Annotated in this window: 16 protein-coding genes; 15 read left to right on the forward strand and 1 reads right to left on the reverse strand. The window is 59.4% G+C overall.

Annotated features, from left to right (window positions below; genetic code table 11):
- The first annotated feature begins 318 nt into the window (after window positions 1-318).
- The 5 genes from leuO (at window position 319) to cra (ending at window position 7,293) form a co-directional block, all read left to right on the forward strand.
- The gene (gene leuO, locus ACUXAC_RS15625; RefSeq protein ID WP_060422459.1) at window positions 319-1,266 is read left to right on the forward strand and encodes a transcriptional regulator LeuO; all 948 of its coding nucleotides are present in this window, start codon (window positions 319-321) and stop codon (window positions 1,264-1,266) included.
- A 466-nt stretch (window positions 1,267-1,732) separates the two neighbouring features.
- Entirely contained in the window at window positions 1,733-3,541 is a 1,809-nt protein-coding gene (locus tag ACUXAC_RS15630) for an AMP-dependent synthetase/ligase (protein ID WP_454266776.1), read from the forward strand.
- A gap of 316 nt (window positions 3,542-3,857) precedes the next feature.
- Entirely contained in the window at window positions 3,858-5,576 is a 1,719-nt protein-coding gene (ilvI, locus tag ACUXAC_RS15635; protein WP_041033253.1) for an acetolactate synthase 3 large subunit, read from the forward strand.
- Between the two features lie 2 nt (window positions 5,577-5,578).
- Complete coding sequence (gene ilvN, locus ACUXAC_RS15640) at window positions 5,579-6,070, forward strand: acetolactate synthase small subunit (RefSeq protein WP_004932806.1); 492 nt, start codon at window positions 5,579-5,581, stop codon at window positions 6,068-6,070.
- Window positions 6,071-6,288: 218 nt separating this feature from the next.
- Window positions 6,289-7,293: a catabolite repressor/activator gene (gene cra / locus ACUXAC_RS15645; RefSeq protein WP_004932801.1), complete on the forward strand. Its 1,005-nt coding sequence runs from the start codon at window positions 6,289-6,291 to the stop codon at window positions 7,291-7,293.
- A gap of 37 nt (window positions 7,294-7,330) precedes the next feature.
- Here cra and ACUXAC_RS15650 read toward each other — a convergent pair whose 3' ends face one another.
- On the reverse strand, window positions 7,331-7,771 hold the full coding sequence (locus ACUXAC_RS15650; protein ID WP_060422463.1) for an L-alanine exporter AlaE: 441 nt from the start codon (window positions 7,769-7,771) through the stop codon (window positions 7,331-7,333).
- A gap of 862 nt (window positions 7,772-8,633) precedes the next feature.
- Here ACUXAC_RS15650 and mraZ point away from each other — a divergent pair.
- The 10 genes from mraZ to murG are packed head-to-tail and all read left to right on the forward strand — an operon-like array spanning window position 8,634 to window position 19,656.
- Window positions 8,634-9,092 (forward strand): division/cell wall cluster transcriptional repressor MraZ, encoded by a 459-nt coding sequence (gene mraZ / locus ACUXAC_RS15655; protein WP_025159638.1) that lies wholly within the window; start codon window positions 8,634-8,636, stop codon window positions 9,090-9,092.
- A gap of 2 nt (window positions 9,093-9,094) precedes the next feature.
- Window positions 9,095-10,036, forward strand: coding sequence for a 16S rRNA (cytosine(1402)-N(4))-methyltransferase RsmH (gene rsmH, locus ACUXAC_RS15660; protein ID WP_421115332.1), 942 nt, complete (start codon window positions 9,095-9,097; stop codon window positions 10,034-10,036).
- A complete protein-coding gene (gene ftsL, locus ACUXAC_RS15665; RefSeq protein ID WP_033651674.1) occupies window positions 10,033-10,353 on the forward strand; it encodes a cell division protein FtsL in 321 nt (106 codons plus the stop codon). Before rsmH ends, ftsL begins: the two co-directional genes overlap by 4 nt.
- A gap of 42 nt (window positions 10,354-10,395) precedes the next feature.
- Window positions 10,396-12,159, forward strand: coding sequence for a peptidoglycan glycosyltransferase FtsI (locus ACUXAC_RS15670; protein ID WP_004932790.1), 1,764 nt, complete (start codon window positions 10,396-10,398; stop codon window positions 12,157-12,159).
- A complete protein-coding gene (gene murE, locus ACUXAC_RS15675) occupies window positions 12,146-13,633 on the forward strand; it encodes a UDP-N-acetylmuramoyl-L-alanyl-D-glutamate--2,6-diaminopimelate ligase (RefSeq protein ID WP_060440775.1) in 1,488 nt (495 codons plus the stop codon). Before ACUXAC_RS15670 ends, murE begins: the two co-directional genes overlap by 14 nt.
- Window positions 13,630-14,991, forward strand: a complete 1,362-nt coding sequence (gene murF, locus ACUXAC_RS15680) for a UDP-N-acetylmuramoyl-tripeptide--D-alanyl-D-alanine ligase (protein ID WP_387443161.1) — start codon at window positions 13,630-13,632, stop codon at window positions 14,989-14,991. Before murE ends, murF begins: the two co-directional genes overlap by 4 nt.
- Window positions 14,985-16,067 carry a phospho-N-acetylmuramoyl-pentapeptide-transferase gene (mraY, locus tag ACUXAC_RS15685; RefSeq protein WP_004932782.1) on the forward strand — a complete coding sequence of 361 codons (1,083 nt, stop codon included), beginning with the start codon at window positions 14,985-14,987 and terminating at the stop codon, window positions 16,065-16,067. The genes murF and mraY overlap by 7 nt, the downstream gene beginning before the upstream one ends.
- 2 nt (window positions 16,068-16,069) lie before the next feature.
- On the forward strand, window positions 16,070-17,389 hold the full coding sequence (gene murD / locus ACUXAC_RS15690) for a UDP-N-acetylmuramoyl-L-alanine--D-glutamate ligase (protein WP_159317645.1): 1,320 nt from the start codon (window positions 16,070-16,072) through the stop codon (window positions 17,387-17,389).
- Window positions 17,386-18,588 (forward strand): cell division protein FtsW, encoded by a 1,203-nt coding sequence (gene ftsW, locus ACUXAC_RS15695; RefSeq protein WP_038873480.1) that lies wholly within the window; start codon window positions 17,386-17,388, stop codon window positions 18,586-18,588. Before murD ends, ftsW begins: the two co-directional genes overlap by 4 nt.
- A gap of 3 nt (window positions 18,589-18,591) precedes the next feature.
- A complete protein-coding gene (gene murG, locus ACUXAC_RS15700; RefSeq protein ID WP_454266777.1) occupies window positions 18,592-19,656 on the forward strand; it encodes an undecaprenyldiphospho-muramoylpentapeptide beta-N-acetylglucosaminyltransferase in 1,065 nt (354 codons plus the stop codon).
- Window positions 19,657-19,678 lie beyond the last annotated feature (22 nt).

A 19,678-nucleotide genomic window follows, 5' to 3' on the forward strand; every position in this document is an offset into this window, starting at 1 on the left:
GGTGTTTTTAGATGGTTTGATTGCTTATGATGTGTTTCTATAGTTTGTCTCATACTGTGCGGTTAGGTTGTTTAATTGTCTTAATCATTGTTGATACCTAATTATTAGTACCACCCAGGTGGCATTCTTCCCGCTGACGGGAGATGCTGCTGACATGTATTCCACATACGACTTATATCGTGACGATAACACGAGGTTTTTTATCGGCTGATGGCGGTAATGGCAGGATTTGTCGTGCAAAGATAAGACAATGCGGCGTTTCATTGTTTGTCGAGCATAAGGATTAGATTATCTACACAGGATTTAGTGGAGTGAAATATGGCTGAATATGATTCAGAAATCGCCATGGTCAAAGAGCCGGCGGACATTCATTTGCGCAGCGTCGATCTTAATTTGCTGACGGTGTTTGACGCCGTGATGCAAATGCAAAATATTACGCGAGCCGCTAATTCGTTAGGGATGTCGCAGCCGGCGGTGAGCAACGCGGTGGCGCGCCTGAAGGTGATGTTCAACGATGAGCTTTTCGTGCGCTGTGGGCGCGGGATCCAGCCCACCATGCGGGCCAGGCAGCTTTTTGGGCCGGTGCGGCAAGCGCTGCAGCTGGTGCAAAATGAGTTGCCGGGCGCCGAGTTCGAACCGCTGACCAGCACGCGAGCGTTCTCCCTGTCGCTGTGCAGCCCGCTCGATTTGCGTCTGGGCGCCGGGATAATCAATCACGTCAAACAGATCGCGCCGCAGCTTAACCTGCAAATAAAGTCGTACATCAACAATAATATTGAGCATCAATTGCGTTATCAGGACGTCGAGTTTGTCATCGGCTACAGCCGTTTCGAATCGGCGGAGTTTCGCAGCCTGGCGATGTTCGACGACGAATTAGTGCTGGCGGTTGCGCAGGCGCATCCGAGAATAGGCGAGGAGGTGACGCCGGAGCACATGCTGGCCGAGCAGCACGCTGCGGTTTCCCTGGAGAGTTTTGGATCGTTCAGTAAACCTTTTTATTTAGAGGAGCCGATGCTGCGCGCCGTGACGCAACAGTGCACGGATCTCTACAGCGTGTTGAATATGGTGTCGCAAACGGAAATGGTGGCGATTGCGCCCGCTTGGTTGGTGCGACAGCAGACGGAAGCGTTGAAAATAAAGGCGGTTCCTTTATGTGGCAACGAGAATAAAGCCACCTGCTATCTCTCCTGGCATGAATCCTCCGAGCGGGATAAAGGCCACCAGTGGATGAAATCCGTCCTGATTGAGGCAGGTAACCCAAAGTAAAGCGATAAAGAATGGGAGCCACATAAAGATAATATTCAACTGAGCGTTTTTTTCTCATGATAAAAACTAAGAACTATCTGTGTTTTTATTAAGATGTTTCTTGGTTTTACGGCGATAAAATAACTTATTTTCAGAGTGAGTTTGTTCGTTCAGCAAAAATAATTAATATAAATTAATATTCTGATTTTTACTTTCCGGCTGGTATTTTAAACTAACTCGATGCGGCGGCCCGGATGGGCCGCGTTTTATTGCCATCAGCAAACCTTTTCCTCCCCGTTTTGTCCAACCAATGAAAGTGCGGAAGCCGGACTGAGTTTTGGCTCACACTTCTACGCTGAAATCGCTTTTCCCCCTGCCTGAGACTAGGTAGACTGCGCAGAAAAAAGTAAACACGTGTAAGCTGAGATGAGGGCCGTAAGGCGTCGTTCCGGCTTAACTGTTTGATTCATTTCAGGCTTAGAGCACTATGATCACTAATCTGCTGCAATACCATTTGATCCATCGTATACAGCATCAAATCATCCACCGCGCCGATCGCACAGTTTTTCGCCAATGGTCGCCCAACGGCGAGTTGCAGCTGACCTGGGGAGAGGCCGCCACTCGTATTGATTGCATTGCCGCCGGGTTGCTGGGGCTGGGCGTCGAAGTGCAAGAACGCATCGGTATTTTCGCCAATAACACGATGGCCTGGGCGTTGACCGATCTCGCTATCCTTCACCTGCGCGGCATCAGCGTTCCGCTCTATTCCACCAATACGCCGGCACAGGCGGCGTTCATCACCAACGATGCCGACATCCGTATACTGTTCGTCGGCGAGCAGGCGCAGCTTGACGCCGCCATCGCGCTGCGCGGCGTCTGCCCGCAGCTGCGTCATATTGTCGTCTTCGACGAGGGGGCCGATCTGCGCGGCTGCGAGATCGCACAGCATCTGAGCACCTTCGAGCGCGCTGCCGATCCGGCGACTTTTGCCGCTCAACGCCAGCAGCGTATTGAAGAGTGCGACCTGCAGGATCTCTTCACCCTGATCTATACCTCGGGCACTACCGGCGAGCCGAAAGGAGTGATGCTGGACTACCGCAACCTGGCGGCGCAGCTCTACCTTCATGATGAAAGGCTGACGGTCGGCGAAGAAGATGTGTCGCTCAGCTTCCTGCCGCTGTCGCACGTTTTTGAGCGGGCCTGGAGCTTCTTTGTGATGCATTCCGGCGCGCAGAACGTTTTCCTGCCGAACACCGACTGGGTGCGGGAAGCGATGGGGCAGGTCCGCCCGACGCTGATGTGTGCGGTGCCGCGTTTCTACGAGAAGATTTTCAGCGCGGTGCACGAAAAAGTGGCGCGCGCCCCTTGGCTGCGCCGTGCGTTGTTCCACTGGGCGATCGTCTGCGGCGAGCGCAAATTCCTGCAGGAGCGCGCCGGCAAACCGTTGGGCAAAGTGTTCGACTTCACCCACCGCTGGGCCGATAAGCTGGTGTTGAGCAAGCTGCGCGGTATCCTCGGCGGCCGGGTGCGCTTTTTTCCGGCGGCGGGCGCCAAGCTGGACGACAATGTGATCCTGTTTTTCCAGGCGATGGGCGTCAACATCAAGTACGGTTACGGCATGACCGAAACCTGTGCGACCGTCTCCTGCTGGGAAGAGGGGCATTTCCGCTTCGGCTCCATCGGCAAACCGCTGCCGGAGGTCGAGGTGCGCATTGGCGAGGAAAATGAAATCCAGGTGCGCGGGCCGATCGTGATGCGCGGCTATTTCAACAAACCGTTGGAAACCGCCGCGACCTTTACCGAGGACGGCTGGCTGAAAACCGGCGACGCCGGGGCGATCGATGAAGAGGGCAACCTGTTCATCACCGAACGCCTGAAGGATTTGATGAAAACCTCCGGCGGCAAATATATCGCGCCGCAGATGCTGGAAGGCACGCTGGCGCAGGATCGCTTTATCGAGCAGGTGGCGATCATCGCCGATGCGCGTAAATTCGTTTCCGCGCTGATCGTGCCGTGCTTTGAGTCGCTGGAAGAGTACGCGAAGTCAGTGAACCTGAAATACCAGGATCGCCTGGAACTGCTGCGCAACGGCGAAATCCTCGAGATGTTCGAAAAGCGCCTGCGCGAGATGCAAAAGGAGCTGGCGCGCTTCGAACAGGTGAAGAAGTTCACGCTGCTGCCGGCGGCCTTTTCGATGGAGCTGGGGGAGTTGACGCCAACGCTGAAGCTGCGCCGTAAAGTGATCCTGCAGCGCTATCAGCGTGAAATCGACTCGATGTACCAGGAACAGGCCTAACGCTGCCGCCGGGCCATGTGCCCGGCCAAAAAAGCGGCATATCCTTCACCTGATTTAGTTCTGTAATTTCCCCCCTGTTCGAAACAATGCCTAGCCTGACAACCCCGAGGCTAGCGCATTGTTTTTATAAAGCCGCGATCTCCAGCCGCTTGGCAATAACCCCGCTACCGTTAAGCCATTTTGCCGTTTGCCTGCCCCATATTCTGACGTTATGTTAATTCGATAGCGACAACCCATAAAAACTTTGGGGCATTGCCCCGCAGCAGGCGCTACGTTCCGGCGCCAGAGAAGAATAAGCAAGCCTGGAGGCAAACCCATGGAGATGTTGTCAGGAGCCGAGATGGTCGTCCGATCGTTGATCGATCAGGGCGTTAAGCATGTATTCGGCTACCCCGGCGGGGCGGTGCTCGATATCTACGACGCCCTGCATACGGTAGGAGGGATCGATCATATTCTGGTGCGCCACGAGCAGGGGGCGGTGCACATGGCCGACGGCTACGCGCGCGCCACCGGTGAAGTGGGCGTGGTGCTGGTGACCTCCGGCCCCGGCGCCACCAACGCCATTACCGGCATCGCCACCGCCTACATGGACTCGATCCCGATGGTGGTGCTGTCGGGGCAGGTGCCCAGCTCGCTGATCGGCTACGACGCCTTCCAGGAGTGCGATATGGTGGGGATTTCTCGCCCGGTGGTGAAGCACAGCTTCCTGGTAAAACGCACCGAAGACATCCCGGCGGTGTTGAAGAAGGCGTTCTACCTGGCTTCCAGCGGCCGCCCCGGCCCGGTGGTGATCGATCTGCCGAAAGATATCGTCGGCCCGGCGGTGCGGATGCCTTATGCCTACCCGCAGGACGTGAGCATGCGTTCTTATAACCCGACGGTGCAGGGCCACCGCGGGCAGATCAAACGCGCGTTGCAAACCATTCTGGCGGCCAAAAAGCCGGTGATGTACGTCGGCGGCGGCGCGATCAACGCCGGCTGTGAAGCCGAACTGTTGGCGTTGGCGGAGCAGCTGAACCTGCCGGTGACCAGCAGCCTGATGGGATTGGGGGCTTTCCCCGGCACCCATCGCCAGAGCGTCGGCATGCTCGGCATGCACGGCACCTATGAAGCCAACAAAACCATGCACCATGCCGATGTGATCTTCGCCGTCGGTGTGCGTTTCGACGATCGCACCACCAATAACCTCGCTAAATACTGCCCGGATGCCACCGTGCTGCACATCGATATCGATCCGACCTCGATTTCCAAAACGGTGGATGCCGATATACCGATCGTCGGCGATGCCAAACAAGTGCTGGTGCAGATGCTGGAGCTGCTGGCGCAGGACGAGAAAGCGCAGGATCACGATGCGCTGCGCGATTGGTGGCAGTCTATCGAGCAGTGGCGTGCCCGCGACTGTCTGGGTTACGACAAGCACAGCGGCACCATCAAGCCGCAGGCGGTGATCGAAACCCTGCACCGCCTGACCAAAGGCGACGCCTATGTCACCTCGGACGTGGGCCAGCACCAGATGTTCGCCGCGCTCTATTATCCGTTCGACAAACCGCGCCGCTGGATCAACTCCGGTGGCCTCGGCACCATGGGCTTCGGTTTGCCGGCGGCATTGGGCGTCAAGCTGGCGCTGCCGGAGGAAACCGTGGTGTGCGTGACCGGCGATGGCAGCATTCAGATGAACATTCAGGAGCTGTCCACCGCGCTGCAATATAACCTGCCGGTGGTGGTGGTGAACCTCAACAACCGCTATCTGGGCATGGTGAAGCAGTGGCAGGACATGATTTATTCCGGCCGTCACTCGCAGTCCTACATGGATTCTCTGCCGGACTTCGTCAAGCTGGCCGAGGCTTACGGCCATGTCGGTATCGCCATCCGCACGCCGGATGAGCTGGAAAGCAAGCTGGCGCAGGCGCTGGCGGAAAAAGAGCGGCTGGTGTTCGTCGACGTGACCGTCGATGAAACCGAACATGTTTACCCGATGCAGATCCGCGGTGGAAGCATGGACGAAATGTGGCTTAGCAAAACGGAGAGGACCTGATCATGCGCCGTATTTTATCTGTCTTGCTGGAAAACGAATCCGGCGCTTTGTCGCGCGTGGTCGGGCTGTTTTCCCAGCGCGGTTATAACATCGAGAGCCTGACGGTGGCACCGACCGACGATCCGACGCTGTCGCGCATGACTATCCAGACCGTCGGCGACGAGAAAGTGCTGGAGCAGATTGAGAAACAGCTGCACAAGCTGGTGGATGTGCTGCGCGTCAGCGAGCTGGTGCAGGGCGCCCACGTCGAGCGCGAGATCATGCTGGTGAAGCTGCAGGCCAGCGGCTACGGCCGTGAAGAGGTGAAGCGCTGCGCCGACATTTTCCGCGGCCAGATCGTCGATGTGACGGCGACGCTGTACACGGTACAGCTGGCCGGCACCAGCGACAAGCTCGACGCCTTCCTGAGCGCGGTGCGTGAAGTGGCGGAGATCGTGGAAGTGGCCCGTTCCGGCGTGGTTGGCGTGTCGCGCGGCGACAAAATCATGCGCTGAGCGCGGTCTGGCGGCGAATAATCGGGGGCGCGGCGTGGCTGCGCCCTTTGTTTTTCGGTATTTTTTGCCCGATTGCTGGCACCTTTCGGCAAAAGCGGTTGCTAGGCAGTGTTTTCTGCTGTTAGATCGCAGAGGCTGGATTGAATAACCGTACGGGATGTCATGGTTAATCCGAGCACAGCCTTCACTTCTATTTTCAGCGTCATTAAGGGGTTAATGTGAAACTGGATGAAATCGCGCGTCTCGCGGGCGTTTCGCGCACGACGGCCAGTTACGTCATCAACGGCAAGGCGAAGCAGTATCGTGTCAGCGATAAAACCGTCGAGAAAGTGATGGCCGTGGTCAGGGAGCATAACTATCACCCGAATGCCGTCGCGGCGGGGCTGCGCGCCGGGCGTACCCGTTCTATCGGTCTGGTGATCCCGGATCTGGAAAATACCAGCTATACCCGCATCGCCAACTACCTGGAACGCCAGGCGCGCCAGCGTGGTTACCAATTGCTGATCGCCTGTTCCGAAGATCAGCCGGACAACGAAATGCGCTGTATCGAGCACCTGCTGCAGCGCCAGGTGGACGCCATCATCGTCTCCACCGCCTTGCCGCCGGAGCATCCTTTCTATCAACGCTGGGCCAACGATCCGCTGCCGATCATCGCGCTGGACCGCGCGCTGGATCGCGAGCATTTCATCAGCGTCGTCGGGGCCGATCAGGAAGACGCCTTTGCGCTGGCGCAGGAGCTGCGCACCTTCCCGGCTGAATCGGTGCTGTATCTGGGCGCCTTGCCGGAGCTTTCGGTGAGCTTCCTGCGTGAGCAGGGCTTCCGTCAGGCCTGGCAAGAAGATCCCCGCCACGTCGATTATCTGTACGCCAACAGCTATGAACGTGAAGCCGCCGGCGCGCTGTTTGCCGAATGGCTGAAAACGCACCCGATGCCGCAGGCGCTGTTCACCACCTCGTTCTCGTTGTTGCAGGGCGTGATGGACGTGACGCTGAAGCAACGTGGCCGTTTGCCGACCGATCTGGCGATTGCCACCTTCGGCGACCATGAACTGTTGGATTTCCTCGAGTGCCCGGTGCTCGCGGTGGCGCAGCGCCATCGTGACGTAGCCGAACGCGTGCTGGAGCTGGTGTTGGCCAGCCTGGATGAACCGCGTAAACCCAAGCCGGGTTTGACGCGTATCCGCCGCAATCTGTTCCGTCGCGGCAGCCTGAGCCGCAAATAGTCCGCTCTACAGGAGCCCGCTTTGCCGGGCTCCTGGTTTAGACGTAGCCCGCCACCCGGAACAGCCGCCGGCAATATTCCAGGAAATAGCCATACACCACGCCCATCGCCATGGAGACCAGCGCATTGCTGGTGACCGCCGCCAGCATTTGTTGGCCGTCGGCGCCTACGCTCCACAAAATGGCGGCATAAACCGGCGACTGGAAGCTGACGTAGGCCAGCAGGTCGGCGAGGTTGCGCAGCACGAATTGGCCGCGCGGACAGCGGCGCGCCGTGCGGATAAACAGATCGCGATAGCGGCCGTAAGGCCAGGCGATCAGGATGTTGACCGGGATCGACAGCAGGCGCGAAGAGAGGGATTGCTGGAAGCTCATGCCGGAGATCAACACTTCTATCGCCATGCCGGCGATAAAGCAGTACACCACCAGTGCGAACGTATCGGCAGCGGCGCTACGCCAGTGAGCTACGGGCGAAAGCATGTGTTACCTCCCTTTGGTTAAAATTCTGTTAAATTATAAATTGTTGGTTGTTAAAACTGCTTTTTTGCTTTTTATATAGTGTACTAATCTGCATTGATTTTTTTAACTAGATTTATATTTTTATTTTTAACATTTGCTCGGTTTTTGTCCCGCAGAACCGGGAGAGAGGAGAGGGTAGAGAGATTAAAATCGGTAGTTTAAAATAAATTCATTAAAAACATATGGTTGCGATTTTTGGCGTCGAATGGGGATTTTTTCCGGCAAAAATTGTGGAAATAAGGTGTAAGAAAATGAAACCATAATTGTAAACAGGTATTTTGGGAATAATCTTACCAAATTGATTTAAATCGAAATTACTTCTGCTCGTAATATCCGAACCATTTATTTTTATCGCGGCCGCATCACGGCCGTGCAAATTGAAGTAAAATAGCGCCCGGTTTTACGGTGAATAACGATTGAGCGTTATTAACTCAAGGAGTTATGGCCTTATTCCGCGATCGGCTCGCCCAACGCCGAGCCTTGGCGGGCGCGGCTCGCCAGCGGTTACCGCACTGAGATTGCCGAGCTGAAAAATGAGACATGGCTTGCAGAAGGAAGTAATGAGTTAATTAATCGCCAGTTCGTCAGGTTTTTAATCAGATTCTTTCCGCTTAGAAAATTCTCTCCGTTTATCATGGTGTTAATTTTTAATCGTCGAATAATCAGAGTTTCTTTCGCGAGTCAGCTCCCAAAATGACCAGAGAAATATTGCCAAAGCGCTGGCGCTCTGGCTTGACAAGGTTTTCATACCCTCCGTAAACTCCATTGTGTGGGAATTTGTGGGGTAAAGTGGTGAAAACGGTCACTAAGGAGTAGCTCAGGAATGTTCCGTGGAGCGACGATGGTCAACCTCGACAGCAAAGGGCGGCTTGCCGTACCTACCCGATATCGGGAATTGCTCAACGAGGAATCGCAAGGCCAAATGGTCTGTACCATTGACCTCCATCAGCCCTGCCTGCTGCTTTATCCTTTGCCCGAATGGGAAATTATTGAACAAAAATTATCACGTCTGTCGAGCATGAATCCCGCCGAGCGCCGCGTTCAGCGCCTGCTGCTGGGGCATGCCAGTGAGTGTCAGATGGATAGTGCCGGTCGTTTGCTGTTAGCCAATACGCTGCGGCAACACGCCGGGCTCACGAAAGAAGTGATGCTGGTCGGTCAGTTCAACAAGTTTGAACTGTGGGATGAACAGACCTGGTATCAACAAGTCAAGGATGATATTGACGCTGAACAGTCGACTCAGGAACCGTTGTCTGAGCGGCTACAGGACTTGTCGCTATAAGCATGTTGGAAAACTATAAACACACCACCGTCCTGCTGGACGAAGCCGTCAAAGGCCTCAACATCCGCAGCAACGGCATATATATCGACGGTACTTTTGGTCGCGGTGGCCATTCTCGTCTGATTCTGTCCCAGCTGGGGCCGGAAGGGCGCTTGCTGGCGATTGACCGTGACCCTCAGGCGATTGCAGCCGCCAAATCTATTGAAGATCCTCGTTTTACCATCGTACACGGCCCATTCTCCGAGTTGTCGCACTACGTGCGGGAACGTGAATTGGTGGGCAAGATCGACGGCGTTCTGCTCGATCTGGGCGTTTCTTCGCCGCAGCTTGACGACGCAGAGCGCGGATTCTCCTTTATGCGCGACGGTCCGCTGGACATGCGCATGGATCCGTCCACCGGCCTGTCCGCCGCAGAGTGGCTGATGAAGGCCGAAGCGGACGACATCGCTTGGGTGCTGAAAACCTTTGGCGAAGAGCGTTTCGCCAAGCGCATCGCACGCGCCATCGTGGAAAGAAACCGCGTGGAGCCGATGACGCGCACCAAAGAGTTGGCGGATCTGATTGCCGATGCCAGTCCGTTCCGTGAAAAGCACAAGCATCCGGCGACGCGCAGCTTCCAGGCGATTCGTATCTATATCAACAGCGAGCTGGAAGAGATCGAGCGTGCGCTCGACGGCGCGCTGGAAGTGCTGGCCCCACAGGGCCGTTTGTCGATCATCAGCTTCCACTCGCTGGAAGACCGCATCGTCAAACGCTTTATGCGTCACCATAGCCGCGGCGCCCAGGTGCCGGCGGGCATTCCGTTGACCGAAGAGCAACTGCGCAGCATGGGCGGGCGAACGCTGAAAGCGCTGGGCAAAATGATGCCTTCGGAAGCGGAAGTGGCGGACAACCCGCGTGCGCGCAGCTCGGTGCTGCGTATTGCTGAGAGGATGCCCGCGTGATCGGCAACGAACGCCACGGTTTGGTCGGGGTTATTGGCGGCGACCTGCTGCGCAACGCCAAGATCCCCATGATTTTACTGATTGCGTCACTGGTCTCCGCGATTTTCGTGGTGACCACCGCGCACCGCACCCGCCTGCTGACCGCCGAGCGCGAACAGCTGGTTCTGGAGCGCGATGCGCTGGATATCGAGTGGCGCAACCTGATTTTAGAAGAGAACGCCCTCGGCGATCACAGCCGGGTTGAACGTATCGCGACAGAAAAACTGCAGATGCAACACGTTGATCCATCGCAGGAAAATATCATCGTTAAACAATGAATGGTTTAACCGGAATAATGACACGGAGTAGAAAGGAAACGCATGAAAGCAGCGCGCCCCGGTAAGTTGAGACGCCAGGAAGATCAGGCCAGCTTTGTCAGCTGGCGTTTTGCGTTGCTGTGCGGCTGCATTTTGCTGGCGATGGTTGGCCTGATGCTGCGCGTCGCGTACCTGCAGGTCATCAACCCCGATCGTCTGGTGAAAGAAGGCGACATGCGTTCGCTGCGCGTGCAGGAAGTGCCGACCGCGCGCGGCATGATCAGCGATCGCGCCGGCCGTCCGTTGGCGGTCAGCGTGCCGGTCAATGCGGTGTGGGCGGATCCGAAAGAGCTGAACGAGCGCGGCGGTATCACGCTGGACAGCCGTTGGAAAGCGCTTTCCGATGCGCTGAACATCCCGCTGGACCAACTCTCCAACCGCATCAACGCCAACCCGAAAGGGCGCTTCGTTTATCTGGCGCGCCAGGTGAACCCGGCGATCGGCGACTACATCCACAAGCTCAAGCTGCCGGGGATCTACCTGCGGCAGGAGTCGCGCCGGTACTACCCGGCGGGGCAGGTGACGTCGCACATCATCGGCGTGACCAACATCGACGGACAAGGCATTGAAGGCGTCGAGAAGAGCTTCGACCGCTGGCTGACCGGGCAACCGGGCGAGAGAACGGTGCGTAAGGACCGCTTCGGCCGGGTCATCGAAGATATTTCCTCCGTAGACAGCCAGGCGGCGCACAACCTGGTGCTGAGCGTCGATGAACGCCTGCAGGCGCTGGTGTATCGCGAGCTGAACAACGCGGTGGCGTTCAACAAGGCCGAGTCGGGCACTGCGGTGCTGATCGACGTGAACACCGGCGAAGTGCTGGCGATGGCCAACAGCCCGTCTTACAACCCGAATAACATGGCCGGTACGCCGAAAGAGACCATGCGTAACCGTGCTATCACCGATATTTTTGAACCCGGTTCAACCGTGAAGCCGATGGTGGTGATGACCGCGCTGCAAAACGGCGTGGTCAGAGAAAACAGTGTGTTGAACACCATCCCGTACCGCATTCAGGGCCACGAGATCAAAGATGTGGCGCGGTACTCGGAGCTGTCATTGACCGGGATCTTGCAGAAGTCGAGTAACGTCGGTGTTTCAAAGCTGGCGTTAGCGATGCCGTCCTCAGCGTTAGTAGATACTTACTCTCGTTTTGGGCTGGGAAAAGCGACCAATTTGGGGCTGGTCGGAGAAAGCAGTGGCATATACCCAAAAAAACAACGGTGGTCTGACATAGAGAGGGCCACCTTCTCTTTCGGCTACGGGCTGATGGTAACTCCGTTACAGTTGGCGCGAGTCTATGCAACGATCGGCAGCCTGGGCGTATATCGCCCATTGTCGATCACCAAGGTTGACCCTCCGGTCGCCGGCGAACGCGTTTTCCCTGAACCTCTGGTGCGCACCGTGGTGCACATGATGGAAAGCGTGGCCTTGCCGGGCGGCGGCGGCGTGAAAGCCGCCATCAAGGGATACCGTATCGCCATCAAAACCGGTACCGCGAAAAAAGTGGGCCCGGACGGCAAATACGTCAACCGATACATCGCTTATACCGCCGGCGTCGCGCCGGCAAGTAACCCCCGTTTTGCCCTGGTGGTCGTCATCAACGACCCGCAGGGTGGGAAATACTATGGTGGCGCAATCTCCGCGCCGGTGTTCGGTGCCATCATGGGCGGCGTATTGCGCACCATGAACGTCGAGCCTGACGCGTTGCCTACCGGTGACAAAAGCGAATTAGTGATTAACAAGAAAGAGGGTTCAGGTGGCAGATCGTAATTTGCGCGACTTACTCGCCCCGTGGGTGCCGACGGCACCCGGGCGCGCGCTGCGGGAAATGACATTAGACAGCCGTGTGGCGGCTGCCGGGGATCTGTTTGTCGCCGTTGTCGGCCATCAAACGGATGGACGCCGCTATATTCCGCAGGCCATCGCGCAGGGCGTCGCCGCCGTGATCGCCGAAGCTGACGGCCAGGCCGAAGACGGCGCCATCGTTGAAATGCACGGTGTGCCGGTGATCTACCTGAGCCAACTGAACCAGCGCCTTTCCGCGCTGGCCGGGCGTTTTTACCACCAGCCGGGCGAGCGTCTGCGCCTGGTCGGCGTGACCGGCACCAACGGCAAAACCACCACCACCCAACTGCTGGCGCAGTGGAGCCAACTGCTGGGCGAAACCAGCGCGGTGATGGGCACCGTCGGCAACGGCCTGCTGGGTCAGGTGTGTCCGACCGAGAATACCACCGGTTCTGCGGTGGATGTTCAACACGTATTAAACGATTTGGCGGAACAGGGCGCGACCTTCGCCGCCATGGAAGTCTCTTCCCACGGTCTGGTGCAACACCGGGTGGCGGCGCTGCCGTTCGCCGCGGCGGTCTTCACCAACCTGAGCCGCGATCACCTGGATTACCACGGTGACATGGCCAATTACGAGGCGGCCAAATGGTCGCTGTTCGCCGCCCACAGCGTGGGGCAGGCGATCATCAACGCCGACGATGAAGTCGGTCTGCGCTGGCTGAGCAAGCTGCCGGATGCGGTGGCGGTGACGATGCAGGGCAACCTGCAGCCGGGCGGCCACGGCCGCTGGCTGAAAACCACGGCGGTCGATTATCACGACAACGGCGCCACCGTTCGTTTCAGCTCCAGCTGGGGCGATGGCGAGATCGAAAGCCGCCTGATGGGCGCTTTCAACGTCAGCAACCTGCTGCTGGCCTTGGCGACGCTGCTGTCGCTGGGCTATCCGCTGGAGGCGCTGGTGGAAACCGGCAGCCGCCTGCAGCCGGTCTGTGGCCGCATGGAAGTGTTTAACGCGCCGGGCAAACCGACGGTAGTGGTGGATTACGCCCACACGCCGGATGCGCTGGAGAAAGCGTTGGAAGCCGCGCGCCTGCACTGCCAGGGGCAGCTGTGGTGCGTGTTCGGCTGCGGCGGCGATCGCGACAAGGGCAAGCGTCCGCTGATGGGCGGCATCGCCGAGCAGTTCGCCGATCGCGTGGTGATCACCGATGACAACCCGCGTACCGAAGAGCCGCGCGCGATTATCAACGACATCCTGACCGGATTGCTGGACGCCGGGCAGGCGTTGGTGATCCACGGCCGCGCCGAAGCGGTGACCAGCGCCATCATGCAGGCGCAAGAACAGGATGTGGTGTTGGTGGCAGGCAAAGGCCACGAAGATTATCAGCTGGTGGGCAACCGCCGCCTGGATTACTCCGACCGCACGACGGTCGCCCGACTGCTGGGGGTGCTGGCATGATCCCTGTCTCTCTTCAGACACTGGCTGAGGTATTGAGCGCTGAACTGATCGGCGCCGATTGCCAAATTGTCGAGGTGACGACAGACACCCGCAAGGTGACCGCCGGTTGCCTGTTTGTGGCGCTGAAAGGCGAGCGTTTCGACGCTCACGACTTTGCGGCGGATGCCGTAGCCGCAGGTGCCGGGGCGCTGCTGGTCAGTAAGCGCTTATTGGTGGACGCGCCGCAGCTGGTGGTGCAAGACACCCGTCTGGCGCTGGGGCAGCTTGGCGCCTGGGTGCGTCAGCAGGTGCCGGCGCGCGTGGTGGCGCTGACCGGTTCCTCGGGCAAGACCTCGGTGAAAGAAATGACCGCCGCCATTCTGCGCGAATGCGGCGAAGTGCTGTATACCGCCGGCAACTTCAATAACGACATCGGCGTGCCGCTGACGCTGTTACGTCTGGAGCCGCAGCATGATTTTGCCGTGGTAGAGCTGGGCGCTAACCATATTGGCGAAATCGCTTACACCACCGCATTGACGCGTCCGCAGACCGCTTTGGTGAACAACCTGGCGGCTGCGCACCTGGAAGGCTTCGGCTCGCTGGCCGGCGTCGCCCAGGCGAAAGGTGAAATCTTTACCGGCCTGCCGGCCGACGGCGTGGCGATCATCAACGCCGATAACAACGACTGGCCGCACTGGCAGAGCATGCTGGGCGGCAAAACCGTCTGGCGCTTCTCGCCACAGGCTGCCGCAGGCGTGGACTTCTTCGCGGATAACGTGCGGGTGAACGGTGCAGGCACGCAGTTCACGCTGCACAGCCCGTTCGGCACCGCCGAGATCGCGCTGCCGCTGCCGGGGCGCCACAACGTGGCCAATGCGCTGGCGGCGACCGCGCTGGCGACGTCGGTAGGCGCCACCCTCGAAGCGGTGCGTCAGGGGCTGAAACAGCTGCAGGCGGTGCCGGGGCGTCTGTTCCCGGTGGCGCTGGCCGAAGGCAAGCTGCTGCTGGACGACAGCTATAACGCCAACGTCGGGTCGATGATCGCGGCGGCGCAGGTGCTGGCAGAGATGCCGGGCTACCGCGTGATGGTGGTCGGCGATATGGCCGAGCTGGGCGCGGAAGCGGAAGAGTGCCACCGTCAGGTGGGCGAAGCCGCCCGTCTGGCCGGCGTCGACAAGGTGATCAGCGTCGGCGGTTTGAGCCGCGTGCTGAGCGAAGCGTCCGGCAACGGCGAACATTATCAAGACAAGACAGCAGTGATCGCGCGCGTGGCGGAATTACTGTCGGAACATGCGGTCATTACCGTGTTAATCAAAGGTTCACGTAGTGCCGCAATGGAGCAGGTAGTACGCGCGTTACAGGAGAAAGCACCATGTTAGTTTGGCTGGCCGAGCATTTGGTCAAGTATTACTCAGGCTTCAACGTCTTTTCTTATCTGACGTTCCGAGCCATTGTCAGCCTGCTGACCGCACTGTTCCTGTCGCTGTGGATGGGCCCTCGGGTGATCAAGCGCCTGCAAGAAATGTCCTTCGGCCAGGTGGTGCGTAACGACGGCCCCGAGTCGCACTTCAGCAAGCGCGGCACGCCGACCATGGGCGGCATCATGATCCTGACCTCCATCACCATTTCGGTGCTGATGTGGGCTTACCCGTCCAACCCGTATGTCTGGTGCGTGCTGTTCGTGCTGGTGGGTTACGGCATCGTCGGCTTCGTCGACGACTACCGCAAGGTGGTGCGTAAGGACACCAAAGGGCTGATCGCCCGCTGGAAGTATTTCTGGCAGTCGGTGATTGCGCTGATTGTCGCATTCGCCATGTACGCCGTAGGAAAAGACACGCCAGCCACCGAGCTGGTTGTGCCGTTCTTTAAGGACGTGATGCCGCAGCTGGGCCTGCTGTACATCCTGCTGGCCTATTTCGTGATCGTCGGCACCAGCAACGCGGTCAACCTGACCGACGGCCTGGACGGCCTGGCTATCATGCCGACGGTATTCGTGGCGGCCGGCTTCGCGCTGGTGGCCTGGGCGACCGGTAACATGAACTTCGCCAACTACCTGCATATTCCGTATCTGCGTCATGCCGGTGAGTTGGTGATCGTGTGTACCGCCATCGTCGGCGCCGGCCTCGGGTTCCTGTGGTTCAACACTTACCCGGCCCAGGTGTTTATGGGCGACGTCGGTTCGTTGGCGCTGGGCGGCGCGCTGGGCACCATCGCGGTGCTGCTGCGTCAGGAGTTCTTGTTGGTGATCATGGGCGGCGTATTCGTGGTAGAGACGCTGTCGGTGATCCTGCAGGTGGGATCGTTCAAGCTGCGCGGACAACGCATTTTCCGCATGGCGCCGATTCACCACCACTATGAATTGAAAGGCTGGCCTGAGCCGCGCGTTATCGTGCGCTTCTGGATCATTTCGCTGATGCTGGTGCTGATTGGCCTGGCAACGCTGAAGGTGCGTTAATCATGGCAGACTATCAGGGTAGAAAAGTCGTCATCATCGGGTTGGGCCTCACCGGCCTGTCCTGCGTCGATTTCTTCATGGCGCGCGGCGTGACGCCGCGCGTGATGGATACCCGTATCGCGCCGCCAGGCTTGGACAAACTGCCTGAGAGCGTGGAGCGTCATCTGGGCGATCTGAATCAGGACTGGCTGCTGGCGGCGGATCTGATCGTTGCCAGCCCGGGCGTCGCGCTGGCGACCCCGGCATTGAGCGCCGCGGCGGATGCCGGCGTGGAAATCGTCGGCGACGTCGAACTGTTCTGCCGTGAAGCGCAGGCGCCGATCGTGGCGATCACCGGCTCCAACGGCAAAAGCACCGTCACCACCCTGGTGGGCGAGATGGCGAAAGCCGCCGGTTGGGCGGTGGGCGTGGGCGGCAATATCGGCCTGCCGGCGCTGAGCCTGCTGCGTCAGGAATGCCAGCTTTACGTGCTGGAGCTGTCCAGCTTCCAGCTGGAAACGACGTATAGCCTGCGGGCGGCGGCGGCGACCATCCTGAACGTGACCGAAGATCATATGGATCGCTATCCGTTCGGCCTGCAGCAGTATCGCGGCGCCAAGCTGCGCGTGTATGAAAACGCCGCCGTGTGCGTGGTGAACGCAGACGATGCGCTGACCATGCCGGTGCGCGGCGCCGACGAGCGCTGCGTCAGCTTCGGCGCCGACGTGGGCGACTATCACCTGAACCGTCAGCAGGGGGAAACCTGGCTGCGGGTGCGCGGTGAGAAAGTGCTGAATACGCGCGAGATGAAACTGACCGGCCGCCACAACTACACCAACGCCCTGGCAGCGTTGGCGTTGGCGGATGCGGTCAATATCCCGCGCGCGTCCAGCCTGAAGGCGCTGACCACCTTCACCGGCCTGGCGCACCGCTTCCAGCTGGCCTGGGAGAACAACGGCGTGCGTTGGATCAACGACTCCAAAGCCACCAACGTCGGCAGCACCGAAGCGGCGCTGAACGGCCTGCAGGTAGACGGCACGTTGCATTTGCTGCTGGGCGGCGACGGCAAGTCCGCCGATTTCTCGCCGCTGGCGCGCTATCTGCAGGGCGACAACGTGCGTCTGTACTGCTTTGGCCGCGACGGCGCCCAGCTGGCACAGCTACGGCCGGAGGTGGCGACGCTGACCGAGACCATGGAGCAGGCGATGCACACCATCGCCGGCCGCGTACAGCCTGGCGACATGGTATTGCTGTCGCCGGCCTGCGCCAGCCTCGATCAGTTCCGTAATTTTGAAGTGCGCGGCGATGAGTTCGCCCGCCTGGCGCAGGAGCTTGGCGGATGAAACTACGCTTGCCGAACTTCGGGCTGACAGAACGGCTGAAAGACTGGGTGACCGGCGCGCGCGACAACGACGCGGTCAACATGGTGCTGTACGATCGCACCCTGCTGTGGCTGACCTTCGGGTTGGCGATCATCGGCTTCGTGATGGTGACCTCGGCGTCGATGCCGATCGGCCAACGCCTGGCGGACGATCCGTTCCTGTTCGCCAAACGCGACGCGCTGTACCTCGGCCTGGCGTTCGGCCTGTCGCTGGTGACGCTGCGCGTCCCGATGGAGATTTGGCAGCGCTACAGCAACGTGATGCTGCTGATGTCGATCGTGATGCTGCTGATCGTGCTGGTGGTGGGGAGTTCGGTGAACGGGGCCTCGCGCTGGATCGCGCTTGGCCCGCTGCGTATTCAGCCGGCGGAGCTGTCCAAGCTGTCGCTGTTCTGCTACCTGGCGAGCTATCTGGTGCGCAAGGTGGAAGAGGTACGCAGCAACTTCTGGGGCTTCTGCAAGCCGATGGGCGTGATGGTGGTGCTGGCAGTGCTGCTGCTGGCGCAGCCGGACCTCGGTACCGTGGTGGTACTGTTCATCACCACGCTGGCGATGCTGTTCCTGGCCGGCGCGAAAATGTGGCAGTTCCTGGCGATCATCGGCTCTGGCGTGTTCGCCGTGGTGCTGCTGATCATCGCGGAACCGTACCGTATGCGCCGCGTGACGTCGTTCTGGAACCCGTGGGCCGATCCGTTCGGCAGCGGCTACCAGCTGACCCAGTCGCTGATGGCGTTCGGCCGCGGCGAGTTCTGGGGACAGGGGCTCGGCAACTCGGTGCAGAAACTGGAGTATTTGCCGGAAGCACACACCGACTTCATCTTCTCCATTTTGGGTGAAGAACTGGGCTATATCGGTGTGGTTTTAGCCCTGTTAATGGTATTCTTCGTCGCTTTTCGCGCGATGTCCATCGGGCGCCGCGCGCTGGAGATCGACCAACGCTTCTCCGGCTTCCTGGCCTGCGCGATCGGCGTATGGTTCAGCTTCCAGGCGCTGGTTAACGTCGGCGCCGCCGCGGGCATGCTGCCGACCAAAGGTCTGACGCTGCCGCTGATCAGTTACGGCGGCTCGAGCTTGCTGATTATGTCGACGGCCATCGTGCTGTTGCTGCGAATTGATTATGAAACGCGCCTGACCAAGGCTCAGGCGTTTGTGAAGAGGTAAGGGATGAGCGGGAAACCTAAGCGTTTAATGGTGATGGCAGGCGGTACCGGCGGGCACGTGTTCCCGGGGCTGGCGGTCGCGCATCATCTGATGGCGCAGGGCTGGCAGGTGCGCTGGCTCGGAACCGCAGACCGAATGGAAGCCGATCTGGTGCCGAAGCACGGGATCGAGATTGATTTTATCCGCATCTCCGGCCTGCGCGGCAAAGGCCTGAAGGTCCAGCTGACTGCGCCGCTGCGGATCTGGCAGGCGGTGCGCCAGGCGAAAGCCATCATGCGCAGCTATCAGCCGGACGTGGTGCTGGGGATGGGCGGTTACGTGTCCGGCCCCGGCGGCCTGGCAGCCTGGCAGTGCGGCATCCCGGTGGTGCTGCACGAGCAGAACGGCATTGCCGGCTTGACCAACCGCTGGCTGGCGCGCATCGCCGCCAAAGTGATGCAGGCCTTCCCCGGCGCATTCCCGAACGCCGAGGTGGTGGGCAACCCGGTACGTACCGACGTGTTGGCGCTGCCGTTGCCGGCGGAGCGGTTGCAGGGGCGCGAAGGCCCGATCCGCGTGCTGGTGATTGGCGGAAGTCAGGGCGCGCGCGTGCTGAATCAGACAGTTCCTGAAGTCGCGGCGCGTTTGGGCGATAGAATTACGCTCTGGCATCAGGTTGGCAAGGGCGCGCTGGAAACGGTGCTGCGCGACTACGAAAGGGTAGGGCAGACGCAGCACAAGGTGACCGAGTTCATCGACGACATGGCCGCCGCCTACGCCTGGGCCGACGTGGTGGTCTGCCGCTCCGGCGCGTTGACCGTCAGCGAAATCGCGGCGGCGGGGCTGCCGGCGATCTTCGTGCCGTTCATGCACAAGGACCGTCAGCAGTACTGGAACGCGCGTCCGCTGGAAGAAGCCGGCGCGGCGAAGATTATCGAACAGCCGCAGTTCAACGCCGATGTGGTGGCTGAACTGCTGGCGAGCTGGGATCGCAAGACGCTGCTGGCCATGGCCGAGAAAGCGCGCGCGGTCGCCATTCCGGACGCCACCGAGCGCGTGGCGGCGGAGCTGGTGCGGCTCGCCAAGTAACGAGTGCAGGGGTTCGGTGCGC

The sequence above is a fragment of the Serratia sp. 121840015-1 genome (assembly GCF_053627655.1).